The sequence below is a fragment of the Nocardia sp. NBC_00881 genome (genome assembly GCF_045207455.1).
Taxonomy (GTDB): Bacteria; Actinomycetota; Actinomycetes; order Mycobacteriales; family Mycobacteriaceae; genus Nocardia.
This window is the reverse complement of record NZ_CP108798.1, coordinates 7,725,612-7,744,753: the sequence shown is the minus strand read 5'-3', so window position 1 is coordinate 7,744,753 and position 19,142 is coordinate 7,725,612. Positions and strand designations below refer to the sequence as shown.

The 19,142-nt window shown below is 62.0% G+C and carries 17 protein-coding genes and 1 pseudogene; 11 read left to right on the top strand and 7 right to left on the bottom strand.

Going from position 1 to position 19,142, the window contains the following annotated elements; translation table 11 throughout:
* Positions 1 to 109 precede the first annotated feature (109 nt).
* Positions 110 to 919, bottom strand: a complete 810-nt coding sequence (locus tag OH799_RS32850) for an ABC transporter permease (RefSeq protein WP_406272389.1) — start codon at positions 917 to 919, stop codon at positions 110 to 112.
* Positions 916 to 1,842: an ATP-binding cassette domain-containing protein gene (locus OH799_RS32845; RefSeq protein ID WP_406272386.1), complete on the bottom strand. Its 927-nt coding sequence runs from the start codon at positions 1,840 to 1,842 to the stop codon at positions 916 to 918. Before OH799_RS32845 ends, OH799_RS32850 begins: the two co-directional genes overlap by 4 nt.
* Positions 1,843 to 2,118: 276 nt before the next feature.
* Between OH799_RS32845 and OH799_RS32840 the strand changes: the two genes are divergently transcribed.
* From OH799_RS32840 to OH799_RS32815, 6 genes and pseudogenes are all read left to right on the top strand, one after another.
* Positions 2,119 to 2,496, top strand: a complete 378-nt coding sequence (locus tag OH799_RS32840) for an ArsR/SmtB family transcription factor (protein ID WP_406272383.1) — start codon at positions 2,119 to 2,121, stop codon at positions 2,494 to 2,496.
* Positions 2,493 to 3,614 (top strand): ACR3 family arsenite efflux transporter, encoded by a 1,122-nt coding sequence (gene arsB, locus OH799_RS32835; RefSeq protein ID WP_406272380.1) that lies wholly within the window; start codon positions 2,493 to 2,495, stop codon positions 3,612 to 3,614. The genes OH799_RS32840 and arsB overlap by 4 nt, the downstream gene beginning before the upstream one ends.
* Positions 3,611 to 4,018, top strand: coding sequence for a low molecular weight phosphatase family protein (locus OH799_RS32830; RefSeq protein ID WP_406272377.1), 408 nt, complete (start codon positions 3,611 to 3,613; stop codon positions 4,016 to 4,018). The genes arsB and OH799_RS32830 overlap by 4 nt, the downstream gene beginning before the upstream one ends.
* Before the next feature lie 32 nt (positions 4,019 to 4,050).
* A complete protein-coding gene (locus OH799_RS32825) occupies positions 4,051 to 4,722 on the top strand; it encodes an arsenate reductase ArsC (protein WP_406272374.1) in 672 nt (223 codons plus the stop codon).
* Between the two features lie 19 nt (positions 4,723 to 4,741).
* Positions 4,742 to 5,028: pseudogene (locus OH799_RS32820) on the top strand (heat-shock protein HtpX); the annotation flags it as partial.
* Positions 5,029 to 5,603: 575 nt separating this feature from the next.
* Positions 5,604 to 6,056 carry a tyrosine-type recombinase/integrase gene (locus OH799_RS32815; RefSeq protein ID WP_406272371.1) on the top strand — a complete coding sequence of 151 codons (453 nt, stop codon included), beginning with the start codon at positions 5,604 to 5,606 and terminating at the stop codon, positions 6,054 to 6,056.
* Positions 6,057 to 6,355: 299 nt separating this feature from the next.
* Here the strand turns inward: OH799_RS32815 and OH799_RS32810 are convergent, their stop codons facing one another.
* Positions 6,356 to 7,090, bottom strand: coding sequence for a transposase (locus tag OH799_RS32810; protein ID WP_406282807.1), 735 nt, complete (start codon positions 7,088 to 7,090; stop codon positions 6,356 to 6,358).
* A 2,188-nt stretch (positions 7,091 to 9,278) separates the two neighbouring features.
* Complete coding sequence (locus OH799_RS32805) at positions 9,279 to 9,902, bottom strand: hypothetical protein (protein ID WP_406272369.1); 624 nt, start codon at positions 9,900 to 9,902, stop codon at positions 9,279 to 9,281.
* 835 nt (positions 9,903 to 10,737) lie between these two features.
* Here OH799_RS32805 and OH799_RS32800 point away from each other — a divergent pair.
* The 4 genes from OH799_RS32800 (at position 10,738) to OH799_RS32785 (ending at position 15,991) form a co-directional block, all read left to right on the top strand.
* Positions 10,738 to 10,878 carry a hypothetical protein gene (locus tag OH799_RS32800; protein ID WP_406272367.1) on the top strand — a complete coding sequence of 47 codons (141 nt, stop codon included), beginning with the start codon at positions 10,738 to 10,740 and terminating at the stop codon, positions 10,876 to 10,878.
* 582 nt (positions 10,879 to 11,460) lie between these two features.
* Positions 11,461 to 13,419 (top strand): UvrD-helicase domain-containing protein, encoded by a 1,959-nt coding sequence (locus OH799_RS32795; RefSeq protein ID WP_406272364.1) that lies wholly within the window; start codon positions 11,461 to 11,463, stop codon positions 13,417 to 13,419.
* A 500-nt stretch (positions 13,420 to 13,919) separates the two neighbouring features.
* A complete protein-coding gene (locus tag OH799_RS32790; RefSeq protein ID WP_406272362.1) occupies positions 13,920 to 15,278 on the top strand; it encodes a DEAD/DEAH box helicase family protein in 1,359 nt (452 codons plus the stop codon).
* 65 nt (positions 15,279 to 15,343) lie between these two features.
* Entirely contained in the window at positions 15,344 to 15,991 is a 648-nt protein-coding gene (locus OH799_RS32785; RefSeq protein WP_406272359.1) for a hypothetical protein, read from the top strand.
* 433 nt (positions 15,992 to 16,424) lie between these two features.
* Here OH799_RS32785 and OH799_RS32780 read toward each other — a convergent pair whose 3' ends face one another.
* Positions 16,425 to 16,883, bottom strand: a complete 459-nt coding sequence (locus OH799_RS32780) for a hypothetical protein (protein WP_406272356.1) — start codon at positions 16,881 to 16,883, stop codon at positions 16,425 to 16,427.
* Positions 16,884 to 16,974: 91 nt separating this feature from the next.
* Positions 16,975 to 17,214: a hypothetical protein gene (locus tag OH799_RS32775; protein ID WP_406272353.1), complete on the bottom strand. Its 240-nt coding sequence runs from the start codon at positions 17,212 to 17,214 to the stop codon at positions 16,975 to 16,977.
* A 103-nt stretch (positions 17,215 to 17,317) separates the two neighbouring features.
* On the opposite strand from OH799_RS32775, the gene OH799_RS32770 reads away from it, so the two are divergent.
* A protein-coding gene (locus OH799_RS32770; RefSeq protein ID WP_406281853.1) for an IS5 family transposase occupies positions 17,318 to 18,123 on the top strand; the annotation gives its coding sequence in 2 pieces (ribosomal slippage) (positions 17,318 to 17,659 and positions 17,662 to 18,123; 804 coding nt in all).
* Here the strand turns inward: OH799_RS32770 and OH799_RS32765 are convergent.
* Positions 18,068 to 19,015 carry a hypothetical protein gene (locus tag OH799_RS32765; protein ID WP_406272350.1) on the bottom strand — a complete coding sequence of 316 codons (948 nt, stop codon included), beginning with the start codon at positions 19,013 to 19,015 and terminating at the stop codon, positions 18,068 to 18,070. The two genes, OH799_RS32770 and OH799_RS32765, sit on opposite strands and share 56 nt — an antisense overlap.
* Positions 19,016 to 19,142 lie beyond the last annotated feature (127 nt).

Here is a 19,142-nt window from a genome sequence, read left to right as displayed (position 1 = left end):
CCCTCGCCGGATAGGGGCCATAGGCGTGCCCCGTTCCAGGCGAACAGCGCACACGCAAACCCGCCTCGTCCTTTCCTGCCGGAAGGAAAGGACGAGGCGGGTGCGTGGTTCAGCGAGCCCGTGTCGGTCGAACCAGACGCGTGAGGACGGGGATGGTGGTGACCGCGGCCCACAGTCCGAGCGCCGCGACCAGGGCGGTCACGGTGTCCCCGGTGGTGGCGGTGCCGAGCACGTGCCCGCGCAGGGCGTCGGTGGCGTGCGCGACCGGATTCACCGTGGCCATGGCCTGCATCCAGCCGGGCATCGTTTGGATCGGTGCGAACGCACTCGAGATGAACATCAGCGGCATCATCACCATCATTCCGGCGAACTGGACCACGTCCGGGCGGCGTAGCCGGTCCCCGATCAGCCCGAACAGGGCGCTCATCGCCCCCGCCAGCATTACCAGAACCACGACTGCGGCCACGGCATCGACGCCGCTGCCGTGGAAGTCGAAACCCAGCAGTACGGCGGCGATCCCGAGCAGCGCGGCCCGGGCGAGGGTGAACACGGCCTCGTTGATGGTGCGAGCCATCCCAGGTAACGTCGCCCGCATCGGCAGGGCAGCGAAGCGGTCGTGCAGGCCGTTGGTGTGATCGATCGCGGCGGAGACTCCGGCGTTGGTGCCGGCCATCACTGTGGAGACCGCGAGCATGGCCGGGGTGAGGAAGTCGATGTAGCTGACCCCGGCCGGGAAGCCGGGTCCGGCGGCGACGCTGCGGAACACCTGGCTGAACAGCACGAGCATCGCCATCGGCATGGTCAGCGAGAACATCAGCAGCTGCGGGACGCGGGCGCTGGTGCGCAGGTTCCGGACAGTCAGGGCGGCGAGCTGGTCGATGATCGGGGAACGCCCGATCGCGGTCGTGGACGTGGTCATCGGTGGGCTCCGGTGGTGTGGACGAGGTGAGTGAAAACGTCGTCGAGGCTCGGGGAGGTCACATCAAGGTCGGTGACGTCGATGCCGCCGTGGTGCAGGTCGGCGACCAGTGCGGTCGCGGTGGGGGCGTCGTCGACGGTGACCGATACCCGCACCCGGGTGCCGTCGACCCGGTCGGTGTCCGGGGTGAACGGCAGATCCGCGATCTGCTGGGCGGGGACGGTGGCGTGCAGCACCTTGCCGCCGACGATCCGTTTCAGCTCGGCGGGGGTGCCGCGGGCGGCGACCCGGCCACGGCTCAACACCACGATGTGGTCGGCGAGCCGGTCGGCTTCCTCGAGGTATTGGGTAGTGAGCACGACGGTGGTGCCCGCGGTGGTGAGTTCGTCGACGACGTCCCATAGTCCGGCGCGGGCGAGGGGGTCCAGACCGGTGGTCGGTTCGTCGAGGAACAGCACCGCCGGGTCACCGACGAGGCTGGCGGCCAGATCGACGCGGCGGCGGGAGCCGCCGGATAGTTCCCCGACCCGCCGGGTCGCGTACTCACCCAGCCCGAGTCGGTCGATCAGCGCGTCGGCACGTCTGCGGGCGGTGCGGCGCAGCCCGGTCAGGCGGCCGATCAGTTCCAGGTTCTCGCGGGCGGTGAGGAATTCATCGAGTCCGGCGTATTGACCGGTCACCCCGATCCGGCGGCGAACCTCGGTGGCATCGGCGATCACGTCGAGGCCACCGATCTGTACGCGGCCGACGGTGGGCCGCACCAGGGTGGTGAGGGCGCGGATCAGGGTGGTCTTGCCGGCGCCGTTGTGGCCGAGCACTCCCAGCGTCGCCCCAGCAGCAACTTCCAGGTCGACACCGTCGAGCGCCCAGGTTTTGCCGTAGGTGACATGCAGATCCTCGACCACAACGGCCGGGGCGGTCATCGCATGCTCCCGAAGTGGTCAGCGAGGTCGTTGAACAGGTGAATCGTCATCGAAAGGTTCCTCTCGAAAGAAGTGCTCTCACACCCGGGCGGATGCGAGTCCGCTTCCTCAGACGAACCAGCCGCGAGATGGACGCACCTGCCGACGGTGAGTGCCGGTCAGGTGAGGGGCACTGGTGTCTCTGGACGCAGGCGGCGATCCGAACAGCGCCATCCCCGCGGTCTGTTCACCCGGTGTTTGCTTGTTTACAGTATTGATATCAATCAATATAGGTAAATGTCGAAGTCGCAGCTTCCGATCGTTCCCGTGCAGTCGTGCACGGCCGCGCCGATCGTTCGTGAACCGTTGACCGCGCAGACCGCCACCGAGCTGGCGGGGGTGTTCAAGGCGCTGTCGGACCCGATACGGCTGCGGCTGCTGAGCGCGATCGCCTCCCGCGAAGGGCAGGAAGCGTGTGTGTGCGATCTGTCGGAGGGCATCGATCTGACGCAGCCGACGATCTCGCATCACTTGAAAGTGCTGCGCGAAGCCGGGCTGCTCACCAGCGAACGCCGCGCCTCCTGGGTGTACTACCGGGTGATTCCCGACGCACTGCAACGGCTCTCGGATGTGCTGCTGGTCGAAAGTGGCGCCGACGCGGGGGTGAACGCGTGAGCGCGGATACCGCCGTCGCGGAGAGCGGAGTTGTGGCGAAGCTGTCCCCGCTGGATCGGTTCCTGCCGGTATGGATCGGTGTCGCGATGGCCGCGGGACTGCTGCTCGGACGAATGATCCCAGGGCTCGGGGACGGGTTGAGCGCGGTGGAGCTCGATGGCATTTCGCTGCCGATCGCGATCGGCTTGCTGATCATGATGTACCCAGTGCTGGCGAAGGTGCGCTACGACCGGCTCGACACGGTCACCCGCGACCGGAAGCTGCTGGTCGGGTCGCTGGTGCTGAACTGGCTGCTCGGTCCGGCGTTGATGTTCGCCCTGGCATGGCTGCTATTGGCGGATCTGCCCGAGTACCGAACCGGGCTGATCATCGTCGGCCTGGCACGGTGCATCGCGATGGTCATCATCTGGAACGATTTGGCCTGCGGAGACCGCGAAGCCGCCGCCGTGCTGGTGGCATTGAACTCGGTGTTCCAAGTGATCATGTTCGCCGTGCTGGGCTGGTTCTACCTGTCGGTGCTGCCAGGCTGGCTCGGGCTGGAGCAGACCACGATCGACACCTCACCGGGGCAGATCGCGAAATCGGTGCTGATCTTCCTCGGCATCCCCCTGCTGGCGGGCTATCTGACCCGCCGCTACGGCGAACACGCCAAAGGCCGCGACTGGTGTGAATCCACACTGCTGCCCCGCATCGGGCCGTGGGCGCTGTACGGACTTCTGTTCACGATCGTCATCCTGTTCGCCCTGCAAGGCAAACAAATCACCTCCCAACCCCTCGACGTCGTGCGCATCGCGATCCCCCTGCTGGCCTACTTCGCCATCATGTGGGGCGGCGGCTACCTCCTCGGCGCCGCCCTCGGCCTCGGCTACGAGCGGACCACCACGCTCGCGTTCACCGCAGCGGGCAACAACTTCGAACTCGCCATCGCCGTCGCCATCGCCACCTACGGCGCGACCTCCGGCCAAGCCCTCGCCGGAGTCGTCGGCCCGCTCATCGAAGTACCAGTCCTCGTCGGGCTGGTGTACGTCTCCCTGGCACTACGCAAACGCTTCCGCCCCACCAGCCCCGCCACGCCGACACCGGCCGACCAAGCGGCGGAGAAGGTGGTAGAGCGGTGAGTGCGAGACCTGCGGTGCTGTTCGTGTGTGTCAAGAACGGCGGCAAGTTCCAGATGGCCGCCGGACTGATGCGGCACGCCGCCGAGGGACGCATCGAGGTCTACTCCGCGGGCACCGCCCCCGGCGAGAGCCTCAACGCGTTGTCGGGGCAGTCGCTGCTGGAAGTCGGCGTCGACATCCGCGAGGAAACCCCGAAACCGATCGACCCGCGGCTGCTGCGCGCGGTCGACCTCGTCGTCACCTTGGGCCGCGAAGCACGCGTCGATCCCGTCGACGGGGTGGCGATCGTGAACTGGGACATCGACGAACCCTCCGAGCGCGGCATCGACCGCATGCGCCTGATCCGCGACGACATCAACACCCGCGTGCAGCAACTGCTCACCGAAATGCGTCCCTCTGCCTAACCCTGCCCACCTCCGAGCATCGGAACCCCGCAATGAGCGACAGCCCCCTCGCCTACGCCACCTACGTTCGCAGCGACCTGACCATCGACCAGCAACTCGCCCTGAAAACCGCCGCCACCCGCCTGCAGCGGGAATTCGACGGCACCTTCGGGGTCGAAACCATCGAACGGTTCCTGCGCTCCTCCTACGACCAATTCGCCGGCCGCGCCACCGTCATGAACTTCCTACCGCTGCTGACCGAACGCTTCGCCCGCCAACGACTCAACGCCCTCGCCCGCGTCGAGGGCAAAGCCCACACCGGCAAACCCACCGTGCTGTTCCTGTGCACCCACAACGCCGGGCGCTCCCAGATGGCCCTCGGCTTCTTCACCTACCTCGCCGGGGACAACGCCGTCGCCTGGTCCGGCGGCAGCGAGCCCGGCGACGAAATCAACCCCGCCGCCGTCGAGGCCATGGCAGAAGTCGGCATCGACATCACGACCGAATTCCCTAAGCCGTGGACCGAGGAAATCCTGCAAGCCGCCGACGTCATCATCACCATGGGCTGCGGCGACGCCTGCCCGCTCTACCCGGGCCGCCGCTATGAGGAATGGGACCTCGACGACCCCGCCGGATTCGGCCTCGACGCGATTCGACCCATTCGCGAGGAAATCGAAACCCGCGTCCGCCACCTGCTCGCCGAACTCGAAATCCCCACCACCTGAAAGCGACCGCCGCCGCACCATGACCGCCAAGCCCAGCATGCTGTTCGTCTGCGTCCACAACGCCGGACGCTCCGAAATGGCCGCCGGATTCCTCACCCACCTCGCCGGAGACGCCATCGAAGTCCGCTCCGCCGGCAGCGCACCCGCCGACACCATCAACCCCGCCGCCGTCGAAGCCATGGCCGAGGTCGGCATCGACATCTCCGACCAAACCCCGAAAATCCTCACCCCGACACCGTCGAAACCTTCACCATGGGCTGCGGCGACGCCTGCCCCTACTTCCCCGGCGTCGACTACCGCGACTGGACCGGGTTGCGGCGTCGGCGGCCGCCGGTCCTCGCAGCTCGTGGATGTGTTCGGTGGCCAGGTTGAGCAGCAGTTCGCCGCGGGCGAGTGCTTGTTCGGCGTCGACTTCGGCGCGGAATCCGGCTTCGCTGGTGCCGGCGTAGCCTTCGAACATCTGGATGCTGAGGTGTCGGTATTGGATCGCGCCGGCGATGGATCCGCCCGGTTTCCGGGCGATATGCCAGGCCAGGTGCGACGGAATTGCCGGGTAGTCAGCTTCCAGGTGGCGCTCGCAATCTGAGGGATTCCGTCGGTCCTGCCGTGCTCGGCGCAATAGGTGTTGACCCAATTGACGACCTCGTTGATGAGGCTGTTCGTTCTTTGGATCGACATCGCTGGCCCGATCTTGTTATTGCGGTGGTTGAGGTGGCGGAACAGGATGTCGATGCCGGGGTCCTGCAATTGATCGTGGCTGGCGGGGCGAGAACATCGACGGCACCCCTTGGTCCCAAGCGCAACGTTCGCGTCTTGGACGTCGCCGACGTCGAGTTGGGCACCGGACCCTGCCCTGGGGGCGTTGGCGTTGCGCTGGTCCGATGGATCTGGAGTCGAATCCACCGCGACTCACCTTTTCCGGCACCATTATTCGCATCAAAGGTAAGGCGCTGATCCGTCCGGAGTGGACGAAGACAGATTCCGGATTCCGAACGGTGATCCCGCCGCAATTCGTCGTCGACACGCTAGAGCGCGTCAAAGCCCAAGCAGTCGATAACAAGTGGGATCTGGTGTTCCCGAACCGCGACGGCGGGATTTGGGACCCCCACAACTTCAACAGACTCTGGCGTCAGGCACGCGGCGAGAAGTTCGCGTGGGTGACCCCGAAGACGTTCCGCAAGACGGTCGCATCGCTGCTGGCGCAGGAGCACGGCCCTCGTGCCGCGGCTCAGCAACTCGGCCATGCGAGCACTGCTACCACCAACCGGCACTACATCGACCAGCCGACCCAGGCCCCCGATTTCACGACCACGCTGGACAAGTTTGTGAGCTGAAAGCGTGACGCTTACGGGCATCAAAAGGAAAAACCAGGGTCGAACTGATACGTTCGCCCTGGTCACAGCTCCCCCATCTGGACTCGAACCAGAAACCTGCCGATTGTGAGTGGGGGGTGTTTTCGAGTTCTCGAGAGTTCTCAATACTGCCCGTGAGCTGCGTCGATAGCAAGAATACGACCCCCAACAAGTCCCGTTGAAACCGGTCAGTTCTCGCTGAAAACGTGTCGTTTCCGTGTCGCTAAGGGTTGTCCCGTAAGTCTGGGATAGTGACGTCAGCCGGTTCACCGGCCAAGACGTCAGTGGGCGTGGGCGAGGTTGGCCAGAGTAGCGATACCAGCAATCGCGACAGCGACACCGTCGCCGCGTAGACGACAGTCGCGCAAGATCTTCCAGGTCTTCATCCGGGCGAAAGCGTGCTCGACGCGGGCACGGACCTTGCGGTGAGACTTGTTGTGGGCCTGTTTCCATTCCGGCAACTCCCCGCCAGGCGGGCGACGATGCGGGATGATTACACCGGTGCCCTGATAGCCACCATCAGCGATCACCACCGCGTTGCGGCAGGCATGAGCGGTACCGGACTCCGCCCAGGCCCGGCAGTCGTTACGGTTACCCGGCAACGGACGCCCGAGCGCGACGACGAGTTCGGTGTCGGCGTCGATCACGACCTGATGGTTGGTCGAGTACCGGTAGTTCTTACTCGGCGCGGCCACCTCGTGATCACGGGTCGGGACCAGGGTGCCGTCCACGATCAGCACCGCACCACGCGGAAACCGGGTCCGGGGCCGTAGCTCCAACGCAGGTCCCAGGTCCTCGATCACACGGGCCGCGGCCGACTTCGACACTCCGAACACTGCAGCGAGCTGGCGCATCGTGAGGTTGGTCCGCCAGTAGGTGGCCACCAGCAACACTCGGTCCTCGAAACACAACCCCCAGGGCCGGCCCCGCAACGGCCGGTCGGCGCCTTCGCGCCGCAACCGGGTGATCAGACGAGCGAACGTGCGTGGCCGCAGCCCGGAGAACAACTCCACCATCACCGGATCAGCCGCCGAGATCACCACTCGCGACACGATACCGTTGCCGCTCAACAGCTTACGGGACAACCCTTAGTCGAGTGACTGAACACGGCCTGCTGCACCCCAGATTGGCAGCACCTACAACTCGAAGCTCGCGTTGCCGTTACGCGAGGCGGCCCGAGCTCGACCAACGTGGTCCCACTCCCCAAAGGCAACCTTCGGCATGGTTCAGAGCAACACGCTCAGATCCCTGAGCATCTAGCAACAAGCACGCAAACTTCCCAAGTCCGCGTGGTGACTGCGGTCGAGCCACTGTGCTGGGATACCGCCGAGTCATGTGCATGTAGTCGTGTCCCGAGGGGACACACGCGCTAACCACACGAATTGACCTGCGGAAATAATGAACAGGAGCAACAAACTCGACACGTGATCGACAGCAAACCGTGATGATAGCCCATCACGCCAGTTGATGAGTGAAAATTCGACATCTATCGCGGTCATCGGGCGTTTGACATTGTCGGGTAGTTGGTTTGATGACCCACGATTCTACATGCGTTCCTGTTGCCGTCATAGGATGCCGTTTGCGGTCAACCGCTTGCGCCCTAGTTTTAAGTAGGCGGTCGTAGAATACAGAGGGTCGATAGTGTACAAGGTCGGAGATGTTCGAGATGTAGCCCCACAAATTCTGCCCAAGTCGATGATGGCTTCAAGGGCGATCTCACTATCCCGTATTAATTTCCACGGCATTGAAATGCCACGGCCGTTCGGAATTCAGCTTGCTACATACGGTAGCTGTCCCAGATGCCTGTCGTTCACCTGCAGTAGGGCTGGAGCAATGCCATTCCTTTGTTTCGATATGGCGCGCATTTCCCGTGCTCGGTACGTGACTGTCGGAGTATTCGGAGAGAATTTGCTTCATTCGTTGGCAGGTCAATGATCCCACGAGCAATTCGATACTTAAAACTGCTCCCGTGGACGACGTTGCAATACAGTTCTTGGAAGGGTCACCGGCCGCCGCGGGCTGTGCAGCGATGGAAAGCACGCCGGGAACGATCAGACGGTCCTGCCCTCCGACGCGCTGATATAGCGCTCCCTGACGGCAACGTAAGTTTGGGTATTCGAAACAGGTGGGCGATCTCAATTGGATTGCACTACCATTACCCAAATATCGAGTCATTCGCGCGGGCGGAACACCTGACTCATGCCTCCACTTCAACGAATAATTGTCAAGCGTCCACAGGCTTGGATGTCGTGTCCATTCAGCTCTCAAGCGAGTCGCACGCACAGAGCTGCCGTCAAGTTGAGGTTCGTCGACCATACCCTCGCCGTCAACACACGTCGCAGTCGATAAAGTCACATGAAATGCCCCGTCCAATCCCCACCACAGGTCCTCTACAATAACCTCGCCGTGACCTGTAGACCGAATGTAGGTCGGTATCGCCGCGGATAGGTCGGTAGGCCGCGCAATTCGATCTCGGTCAACGACGGAAATAATTGGGATAGAGTCACAACCGCGTTCGGATTCCGGCGACGACGCTGACCATAGCGATATTAAGAATCGTTCGGCAGCAAATTCCTCCGTAGAGTTGGAAGTTGCTTGGGAGACCCTCTTTCCCGAGGCCCTTGCCAGCGCATTGTGGTACCCGAGACTGGCTAAGCCCCTGGTTGATCTAATATCATCAGAAAGGATACGAGCGCGAGAGCTGGCATGTATCGCAAAATCATTTTGTACATAAGTCGACGTAAAGCGATCCGATTTTAGATCGAACTGAGTGGCTGCGACGTTCCCCTGCACTCCAGATAGTGCAAGGACCGAGCTGTCCCCGATGGCAACGATATCCCTACAACTTCGGCAAGGTAGTCGCTTCTCAATTCCAGAATTGGCGTCTATATAGATTAGCTCGCGTTCTTCACTTCGCGATACTGGCGGGTTGGAGAGGATAGTCGCAAAATCTCCGCTATGTGTCCAAATCATCTTATCGTCAGCATCGAACGCGCCGAAAGAGTAGCCGATAACCCGATCTAGAGTGGCGACTACAAATTTTTCGTGAGTAATGAAGCTGAACGGTACCTCGTTCCCGGCCGGTGGGGTCCATGGCCTTTCGGCGTAGCTTCCGGAAAGCATCGATACTGCGAGGATACTTGTGGCAAGTATAAAGAGGGGCGTCATTCGGGGCAAAACGCGCTTGCTCGTAGGTCTATTCATTCATTTTCCGACACTGTTAGGATCCAGTCGGATCCATTCCGGCGCTGTGTAGTCTCCCTGACGTCCATAAGCGGTTTGATACCCAGACAAGGGGCGTTCAGGATTTTTTGTGCGGGCCGGTGCCGTGATCTTGAACGAGGTTCCAGCGCAGTCTATATCCTGATAGACGGCGGGCCCTGACCCAACTACGTAGATTCGCACTTTAAAAGAGCAGCTGTAGAGTTTGGTAAATGCGCCTATAGTAAACGTCTGGGTTTCCCCAGGATTCAGCATCACAGTATTTTGATCGAAATAACTCGGGCCTGAAGGCAGTAGCCCTGACTCATTGTGATACATCTCCTGAAAAATCGAATCAGATGTATCCAGATCTACACCGAGCATGATATTCGGCTCCGCGCCGCCCTCGGCCGGGGGTTGAAAATACGTTCCATTGAGAGGTTGAGCGCATTCTTTGATTGCCGACATTCGGATTATTCGAACAGGCTGCGTCGAGTTCGCGCGTAACGTCAGGGTTGTGGTTGCGCCCTCGACCGGGACTGCGCCACGGCTCGTCAGCCATCCTTGATATTTCGCCGATTGCGTGTAGATATCCTTAGCGAAGCTCGCGAGCTCGCTCGAACTCATCTCCATCTTCTCTGCGAAGGCCCATCGCCCCGAACTAATCCCTATCAGGGGCCTTGCGTCAACAACCTGCAGCGGTGGCGACGCCTCTGACGCAGCCATCGCCTCTAGCTGGTCCGCACCAGGAGCTGCTGGTATGTGAAGGTAGGTCGGATAGCCTCGCGGGCTCGCCTGAGTCCCACGTACAACACATGCCGTTATGACGACGGTGACAGCGGCAACTATGGCAACTATGGCAACCGCTGCTGGTATCGCCCAGACCCGCACACGGGATGGGTCTCCGTCCACTGGGACAGGCACTGGGTTCGGCGCAACCTGATGAACCCGCCAGGAAGTTTCGCGCCAGGCTGACAGGTCGCTTCTTGGCACGCCACACGCCGACAGAAAGAGCTCCAACCTGTCGTCATCGACGGAATGGATCCGATTTCCCTTCTCCATATCCTCGATGAGGTTCTTTCGGAGCCGAACCTCAGTGTCGCTTCGCTCGGCTACGGCGGCAACGAGCCCGAGCATCGACAGACCCGCACCCAGCCGCTGCTCACGCAGCGCTGCGCCCAGTTGCACCGGAGTCTCCAACTCGGCCAGTCGCTCCCGAGCCGGGAGATGTGCGTCATCATCTGTCATCAAGTTCCCCCGCGTCTATCTGCCTACCCAGCTGATCACTATAGCGAGCGTGGCCGAGCGCCGTCCGGTGTCCGGTGGACGGTAGGAAACTGGTGCACTACCTGCGGAAATCAACTGATTTTGTCCGATCCCTGTGGGACGTGACGAACCGTCTGCATCGTCGTGGCCAGGCGATGCGATCAGGTCGTCGTCGAACTTCGAATCTGGGATGGACATGGACAATTGGATCGGTTTGGTAGTGGATCTCGACGGTGCAGCACGCGTCCTGGCCGCCATGATCAATCTTGTCTCCGCGCTGGTGCGGACGCAGATTGATCGGCGCCACAACGAGGATGATCAGCGCAGGGGCAAGTAGTAGTCGACCTCAGTCGTGGACTGCTGTTGCCACAAAAGTGGATACGACAGCCGTCTTTACGTGCTGAGACCGCTGGACGGCGATGGCCTGCAAATGTGATCGGGCCATCGTTGACCTTGCGAAGGGTCGGCTCACTCGGTTCGGGCCCCGCACACGCGAAACAACGAATCCGAGATACGCTGTCGGCGTAGCCTTTTGCGGTAATTACCCAAAGTACATAGCCGCAGGACTCCTCTGACGATCTCACGCCAGCGCTGCTCCGCGCGGTCAATAAATTCCTCGATCGATTCGAGTTCGTATTCGACAGCGCCTGGGACATGGTCAAGAGTTGTGTTACCGACGAGTACATGTTCGATCCAGAGATCGGCTCCTTCCACGAACCATACGTGGAGGACGAGAGCAACAATTGGGCGAACAGAGGAGGGCGATCGGCGGATCAGCAACTCCTTCTACGAGTGATCGTCGCGATGCCGTCTGCCTCGTAACAAGAATTACGCTGCTGCAGAGCGTGATTCGACGAATCTCGCGTATCTCTGAGTTATCGTGAGTAGCGGAAGTCATTCGAGGACGCAAGGGGGACTCGTGCCTGACATCATCCGTGAGCGGCGTCGGGGCTGGGTGGAGCGCCGCCTCGCTGAGATTTCTTCGCTTACTGCTGGCCAGCGCCGATTCCTGTCGATTCCAATGATGGAGCGTCGATGGCACGTGCTCATCGATCGTGCGCCCGGTAGCGAGGATCGGGCAACGGCTTTCGCGATCGGCCCAACTGGCGTATACGCGCTGGTGTTTACCGAACGAGTGCCCGAACGTCAGGTCCTCCGTGCCATCCGCAAGCATGCGGAGGAGGCATTCGCCGGCCTGGTGTTCGGGCGCAGTCAGTATGTGCCACACATGCTAGAGATCTTGCTACTAATGCCAAGAGCGGTGGCTACCGAGGCGCACGACCCGTTCGCCTCCGTGGACGAGTTCACGTTGAGGAAGACGCTGCTCGACGGCGATAAAACGTTGCCGCTTAGGTTGATCCGTGAGTTCTCCGCGACGGTCGCAGATCGGAGCACTCGATACGAGTGGATCAGCAGTGACGACGCGCCGGTCGCGGAATCCGTTGCGCCCGAGTCGCTTTTCGGTGTCACTGAACTGCAGGAGGATGAACGCGGCAAGATGCTCGGCCGTCCGTTCAAGGAATGGATAACCTTCCTAGACCCTGATCAGATCGGCTTGGTGAACATCAATTTCACCGGTCCAGCCCGCTTCAGCGGACCCGCGGGCACCGGGAAGTCGGTAGTGGCACTACACCGGATGGCCCGATTCGTCAAGGCGAACCCCGGTCGTGTGATGTTCACCAGCTTCGTGAAAACCCTGCCCACGTACCATGAATCGGCGTTCCGGCGACTCGCTCCGCAGGCCGTTGACCGGGCCGAGTTCATCGGCCTACACGCCTGGACCATACGGTTCCTCAAGAAACGAAAAGTCCCGTACGCTCTCGCCGACGACGCCCACGAGGACGCGTTCGCTCGCGCATGGACCACGGCCCGGCATGTGCTCGGTGAAATCCGTGATACGGATTACCAGTACTGGAAGGACGAGGTCGATCGGGTCATCAAGGGGCGCGGGCTACCGGACCTCGAGGCATACAAGAAGGTCGCCCGTTCCGGCCGTGAGGGCGTAGGGCTTGGGCCGAAGCGTCGTGAGGACGTGTGGACGCTGTTCTATGAGCCGTACCAGTCGCGACTCGAGGAACGAGGAATCGACGACTTCAACGATGTAATCGGCAAGGCGATCAACGAGCTTCGCGATCGCCCACTGGACGACACCGAAGACTTCGCCATGGTCGCGGTCGACGAGGTGCAGGACTTCACCCTGATGCAGCTGATGCTGGTCCACCAGATCGCCGGCGGGCAGCAGGATGCTCAGCTGCTACTGGTCGGCGATGGTCAGCAGCAGGTATACGCGGGTGGCTGGAAACTATCCGACGCTGGTATCCCGCTGCCCGGTGGCCGCGGGCGCGTGTTGAGGAAGAATTACCGCAATCGCGAAGCCGTCCTGCAGTTCGCGCAGCGGGTAGAGGCCGCCAACACCGTCGACGACCTCGATGGCGGGCCCGGATTTGTCCTACGTGACAGCGAAACCGTCCTCCCCGGTGGCAAAGCGGTCGAGAAGTCGATACGCCGTGCGGCAGTAGGCGACGAACTCGTTCGCGCGCTCAATGAATTCGGCTACACCTCGTCTGATACCGCCGTAATCGTGGGCAGTCGACGAGATGCCGTCCGCTATCAGCACATCCTAGAACGCGCCGGACTGTCGGTACTGTCACTCGACAAATACGACGGCACCCAGCACGAGGCCATTAAAGTTGGTACCGTCCATCGAGCAAAGGGCATGGACTTCGCCGCCGTCTTCCACATCACAGAGAAGTCGGACACACCGCTCAATGAACTCACCGGCGGTGCCCGTGACCGGGCGGAACTTGCCGCCCGGCAGACCATGGTGGCACTGACCCGAGCTCGCGACTTCGTCTGGGTAGGAGTGGTAGAAGACTGACTATCTCGTCGTCCTGCCAGGCAAGCGCGGGCGGCACCCAATTCGGTGGAATCTGTACTCCCACAGACGTCTTGCCGACCTGGACTACGAAACAAACCGCCATCCGACAAGCCGTGACCTGCCCAGTCGATGTCGACCGCGTCGAGCAATGCTGGCGATGGGTCTCCAACAACGGTGCTCCACTCAGGCATTGCGATAACGACAGCATCGCTGACACCAGGCGAGGTACGAGGTGTAGTGGAGGTAGTATGCCAGCCAACTCTTGCTATTCCTTCGGTCTCGCTACCATTCCTGAGCGCCGCACCGAAATACCGCTCTATATTCTTGTCGTCAATTTACAGGTTGACCAGGTTCGCAACCGCTTCGTCCAAATAGCACCCCGACAGACTTCACCTGGTCGACCAGTTCGTACCGTTCACCCTGCTGCGCTAGCGGAAATAGCGCAGCGAAGGAGGCGCCCCGCGCCGTAAAATTCACACCTTACGAGTGAGGAGTGAACGGTGACAAACGCGGCGAAGCCGGACTTCGAGCAGAACCTGGTGGACTTCAGGTCTGCGAGGTTCACCCAACTTCGGCCGGGTCAGCGCCAGGTCCTCGCCGCCTACGCGGACCAGCACCTCGACACTGCAGATCTGGCCATAGAGATGCCCACAGGCGAGGGTAAGACGCTGCTGGCCCTGCTGATCGCCGATCATGCCCTCAGCCGCGGTTGGTCGGTGGCCTACCTGACTGGTACCCGCCAGCTCGCCGAGCGGGTCGAGGAGGAAGCCGAAGATCTGGATCTAGACGTCGTCCGCTTCGCCGCGAAGGACTACGGCGGTGCGAAGCTCGACGACTACCACCAAGCTCAGGCCGTCGGCGTGATGAACTACTGGGTCTACTTCAACAGCGATCCGAAGGTTGGAGCCGCTGACCTGGTCATCTTCGACGATGCCCACCTTGCCGAGCAGTCTCTCAGCGGGCTGCAGACCTTGCGCATCCTTGACAAGCCCGGCCTCGGCCGCCAGCTCTTTCGAACGATCTGCGAGCTGGTGGTAGCGCACACCGACGCCTACCCCGGTCTACACGCAATGCTGGACGGGACCGCCCGACCTGGCACCCCTCCCGAACTGCTGTCCTTCAGAGATTGGGACGCGATCGTGGGCTCAACACGCGACGCTATCGCGGCATCGCCACTCGTCACGGACCGTGACCTCAAGGACGAGATGCTATACGTCTGGCCAACCGTCCGCGATCACCTCACCCAGTGCGGCGTCCTCATCGGCCCCTCCGGTATCGAGATCGGCCCCTACCATCCACCAACCACGCTAAACCCCCAGTACAGCCGTGCCAAGCAGCGGATCTACCTGTCAGCCACCCTCTGCTCGATGGACGACCTCCAGCGCCGAGTTGGAGGCGGACCGGTCACCCGTCTCACCACTGCCACCCCACTGCCGCCTGGGGCGACGGGCGAGCGGCTGCTGGTGCTCAACCCTAGTGCCGAACACCCCTTCAGCCAGAATGTGCTCGGCTGGGCCCTTGCTCAAACTCAGGCAGCCGGCGGCCGTGCCGCCTGGTTGTGCGCCAGCCACGCCGAAGCCGACACTCTCCAGAAGACTCTCACCGCTTACGGACAGCCGATATACCGCCTTCGCCCTGGGGACGACTCGATGGTCGACACCTGGGGGCGCGTCACCAACGGACACTTGATCACCGCCGGTCGCTACGACGGGTTAGACCTCGCGGGCGACCTGTGCAAACTGGTCATCATCACCACTGTCCGCAGGCAAGCAGTGAGTTCGAACGATTCGTCGTCGCCTACCTCGGCGACGCCAGCTTCATGCGCCACCGGGTCGGCCAGCGAGTCACCCAAGCATTAGGCCGGGCTAACCGTGAAGAGACCGACCGGTCCCTCTACCTCGGACTCGACCCTAGCTTCGCGCAGATGCTCGCCGACCCTGCCGTACGCAAGTCGATCCCTACAGGCACCGAACCCACCATCCGCACGGCGCTGGAGATCTACGACCAAGGTTGGGAGGGCACCCTTCTCGCCTGCACCTCGTTCTGGCAACCAGCCATACCAGCTTCGACCTCCACGGAGACCTCTGCGCCGACGAGTCCTCGCCGGAAGGCGCGACCCGGCCGCGACATCGGCGGAAGCAGCCATGTCTCCAGCGCCGACGCGGAAGTCTCTGCGGCGACCGACTTATGGCTCAGCGACCACGCGGGGGCAGCCAGGAAAGCGAGGGAAGCCGCCGCTCAACTAGCCAAGGCAGGGGAAACCGAACACGCCGCGTTCTGGCGCTACGTGGAGGCCCACGCCCACTTCGATCGCGGACGCCCCCAAGACCTAGCCGCCGCGCGCAAGGCACTCGAAGAGGCCACCGCCGGTGGACCGCGCACTACTTGGTTCCGCCGGCTGGGCCGTACCGTCGCCGACCTTGAAGGCTACGAACAGACCGCCGACGACACCGACAGGTTCTTCTCGCTTGGGATGAGTGGCGCCGTGAAACCGGTACGCGACTTGATCGTGTCCTTTCCGAGGGACGGGCCTTGCTCACTGGCAGCCATGACCAACAGTGTGAAGCCCTGACCAGGCTCGCTCGCCTGGTGGGGGCCTACGGAGAACGCCCACCCAAGACCGAACAGAGCGCCACGGACTGCCGATGGACCTGGTCCACCGTCAAGCGCGCCGAACGCCGCGTCTGGGAAGTAAAGACCATCCCGAAGGGAGAGCCGAAGCCACTCATCCGCGGCGATGTGAACCAACTGCTCGGCCAGATCGAGGTCGAGACTCGGCGATCGGCAAAGACTCGAGTATGCGGCTGCTTGCTGACCCCCGCCACTACCACGAAGGACGACGCCGCCGAGGCCGCCCACGACAAGATCGTGTTGGTAAACCACGGTGCTGCCGTCCGCCTCTACGACATGCTGGCCGACCGCCTTCGCCAGTACGACGCCCTATGCGGCGACAATCACGCCGAAGCACGTGGCGAGGCTCGCACGCGGATCGAGGCGCTCCTGCCTCAAGAGGACGGCTGGCTGGGCAAGCTGCTCGCACCCTCTCGGGGGAAGCTCGTCAGAGCACACGACGTCGCTGCCATCTTCCCATCAACATGAGATGACAAGTCCAGTGGGTCTCCTGTCTCCTCCGGACACGCCTCGGGATTCGGACTCAGCTCCAGCATCTTTCCGACACGCTCGTAGATCATCTTGGAAACCGCCGCGTACGCCAGATCAAGAGCGATGCCCCTATCGTCTGCGAGCAACTCCATCAGCGACTTCACAACGAGCAGCGTCACCAGCAGCACCACGTTCCGGTGCACAACGGTGCACAGTTCGAGTCGTTCGAGATACACCTGGATCAATGCACCATCGGCTGTAAACCAGGCATCGATGAGTGCCAGACTTTCCAAGATGAGCTCAGCGCCCGAGCCCTGAGCTGAATCGCCGGTAAACCCGGGCGCGGCACGCTTCGCCGCCACTCTCAGAAGGTCGTCGCGCCCGTCGCGAGAAGCGAAACAAGATAAGACGGTTACTGCCAGAAACAAGGCGGTGTAGAGATCGACCGGCTCGTCATGCAGGTGGCCGATTATCTCTTCTCGGATGCGGCATGATCGCGAGCAGGCGCTGCAACTTTATGGGATCGGCTGAGATCTCGACGATCGGTCGCTCGGAACGCAGGCGGTCAGGTTCATCGATACCGAGCTGTTCCTCCAGCTCATTGGCTATACCGATCAGGTCGCTCCACAGCGGCACGGTCGGACTGCGAAGCAGCCGTCGAGAACAGTGGTTCACGATCGTATCGCTCACCATGGCATGGGTCTCGGGCCTAAGACTGTGTCTTACGTGGTTGTGATTGGTTTGTGTTGTGCCGGAATCGGCTGTGCTGCATGATGTTCGACTCGTGGTCGATGAGTTGTCGAAACGTCTTGTTCCGGACGAGTTGTGGGCTTTGGTAGAGCCGTTGCTTCCGGAGTTCACTGCGCGTCCGCAGGGTGGTGGCACCGCCCCGGCCGACGAGCGTGCAGTGTTCACGGCGGTGGTGTTCGTGCTGGTCAGTGGTTGTGCGTGGCGGATGCTGCCGCCGTCGTTCGGGGTTACGGTGCCCACGGCGCACCGCCGGTTCAGCGTGTGGACCGAGGCCGGACTGTGGCGGCGTTTACACAACGCCGTCCTGGACGAGCTGGGCAGCCGAGGCTTGATCGACTGGTCGCGGGCGGTGATCGACGCAGCGAGTGTTCGGGCGAAAAAGGGGGACCTTTGACCGGTCCGAGCCCAGTCGATCGCGGCAAGCCCGGCTCGAAGCTTCACGTCCTGTCCGACCGCGCGGGAATCCCTCTGTCGGTGGGTGTTTCGGCGGCCAACACCAACGACGCCGAAGCGCTGCGGCCGCTGGTTAAAGCGGTCCCAGCCATCCGGTCGCGGCGCGGTCCGCGCCGACGCAAACCCGGTAAGCTGCACGCCGACAAGGCATACGACACGGCCGAACTCCGGCAATGGGTGCGAGACCGCGGCATCGGCGTCCGCATCGCCCGCAAAGGCATCGAATCCTCCCAGCGCCTCGGACGCCACCGGTGGGTGATCGAGCGCACGATCTCCTGGTTGACCGGCTACCACCGCCTCAACATCCGCTACGACCACAAGGCCACCCACTTCCTCGCCTTCCTCACCCTCGCCGCGACACTGACCTGCTATAAGAAACTCGCGAAATCAACCACATGAGACATTGTCTAAGCCGATCGAAATTGATCTCGAACAGCCCGGTGTTGCCGACAGCGGTAACCATCGCCGCTGCGTGGGCGAACTTCGCGTCGGCGGTGACCAGCACCGGCATCCGCGGAACCGTGATCCCTTCGAGCTGATCGACCGAGCGAAGCATTGACATATAGGACAGCAGACTCATGTCCCATCCGCCCGAACGGGAATTCTTCGCAAGAGAGGATCCATCCAGTTTGAACAGACCCGAACGCACCGTCCGTGCCACCTCAAACGTACCGAATTCGGCGTAGAACAACATAATCCATGTCAAGGGGAGGTAGTTGATCTTCGTCTCGAGGCGCCGACCGAGCTCAAGGAGCAGTGTGCGCGAGGTCTCAGCGTCACGACGATTCGGTCGGTCCTCGCACACCAGCCGCCACAGCAGGATCGCAATATAGTTGGGCAGAAAGAGGTTACCGGCTAGATCCTGCGCGTGATCGACAGCCGACGTGATATCGGGCAGCTTCACCAGCATCCGATCTTGCAGTGGAGTTGCATCGAATGGATCAACGCCGCAGTCGGTAGTCGCGGCCCGAAACAGCGCCGCAGATGATGCAAGCCGCCGAGCAAGGCTGTAGGACGACACGGAGTATCCATCGAACCCTGCGCCTTCTACGGCCCCGACGTAACAGTTGAACTCCGCATCTCCCGATCGTGCCCAATCGCAAATATTTCGGAGCCGACGATGCTGAATGTCGTTCTCTACAAAACCTTTTCGCATCACGGACTCCGCGATCGACACGACGTTGTTGTCCACTATCAGCTCAACATTAGTATTGCTGACCGAGCCTCGATACGCCTGGCCGACGAGGTGGAACTCTTCCCTCGGTGCGCCCTTGCCCTCCTTCTCCGCCATACGCTCCCTTTCCGAGCTCGTAGTGCCTCAAGGAGGAATTGTCGCCACGCGACATGAGCATTGTCATCTGAATTGCCGCGTACCACGAGGTCAGGAACCAATTCGCTCCCGAGTTCCGGGGCGTACC